The organism is Hymenobacter rubripertinctus (assembly GCF_003583925.1).
Classification (GTDB): Bacteria; Bacteroidota; Bacteroidia; order Cytophagales; family Hymenobacteraceae; genus Hymenobacter; species Hymenobacter rubripertinctus.
In genome coordinates, this window is record NZ_QYCN01000106.1 from 1 (window position 1) to 1076 (window position 1076).

Annotated in this window: 1 protein-coding gene; it reads left to right on the forward strand. The window is 58.1% G+C overall.

Annotated elements, in window-relative coordinates; all coding sequences use genetic code 11:
• The coding region (locus D0T11_RS21715; RefSeq protein ID WP_119657881.1) for an IS4 family transposase at window positions 1–1072 on the forward strand (1072 nt) is incomplete at its 5' end.
• Window positions 1073–1076 lie beyond the last annotated feature (4 nt).

The window sequence follows — 1076 nt, forward strand, 5'->3', positions numbered from 1 at the left end:
ACAGGTGCCCATTGTGCGCCATCTGTCCCGGCAAAAGTTTATTGCTCAGTTTATTATCGGACTCATCAAGAGCCGCAACGTGCAATTTGGCGAAGTCGCTCACCATCTCAACGACGAAGTCAAAGTGGCCTCCAACGAGACCCGCATCCAGGATTTCTTCCGCGAAGTATCGCTCGATTATGGTCTGCTAGCGCACCTGCTGTTGCGCCTGTTGCCCGCCACGGGCAAGTTGCGTCTATGCATAGACCGCACCGAATGGGATTTCGGCCAGTGCCAGGTCAACATCTTGCTCGTTACCGTCGGGCAGGGTGCCTTTCAGCTGCCCCTGTACTGGGAATTGCTCGACAACCGGAGCGACAATTCCAGTGCRGCTGACCGCATTGCCCTGCTACAAACCTGCGTGCGCGTGCTGGGCAAGCACCGCATTGGCCTCGTGCTGGGCGACCGCGAGTTTGTGGGCCACGTGTGGCTAAAATGGCTTAAGGACAACGGGTTGAATTTCGTTATGCGCCTGCCCAAGCACCATCAGCTCACCTTCGCCAACGGGCGGCGGGTGGCCGTACCCGACCTGGGGCTGGTGGCTGGCCAGGTGCGCCGCTTCGCCCACGTGCAAGTCGATGGCGTGTGGGGGCAGGCGTGGGTCAAGGCCTTGGGCGAGGGCGACTTTTTATTTCTATTCGGCAACGTAGGCCTGCCCTACATGGACCAGCTCTACGCCAAACGCTGGACGATTGAACAATGCTTCCAAAACCTGAAAGGACGCGGCTTTAACCTGGAGGCCAGCCATTTGCGTTGCCGACATAAATTACGCAAGCTGGTCGCCTTAGTCAGTTTAGCCTACGCCTTGTGCCTGAGTGTGGGCACGGTGGCCCACGCCAAGCGTGCCCCGATTAAGCGCAAAAATCATGGCTACCGGGCCACTAGCCTAAGCCGCCACGGCCTCAATATTTTGCGCCAACTCACCCGCCCCGTCATGAGCCCGCACGAACCGATGGCCCGGATGGTGGACGCCTTGCTGCGCTGGATTAGCTGGAAAGTCGCTCACTATCAGGTAACTAAAATAGTAGGGTAGAGTA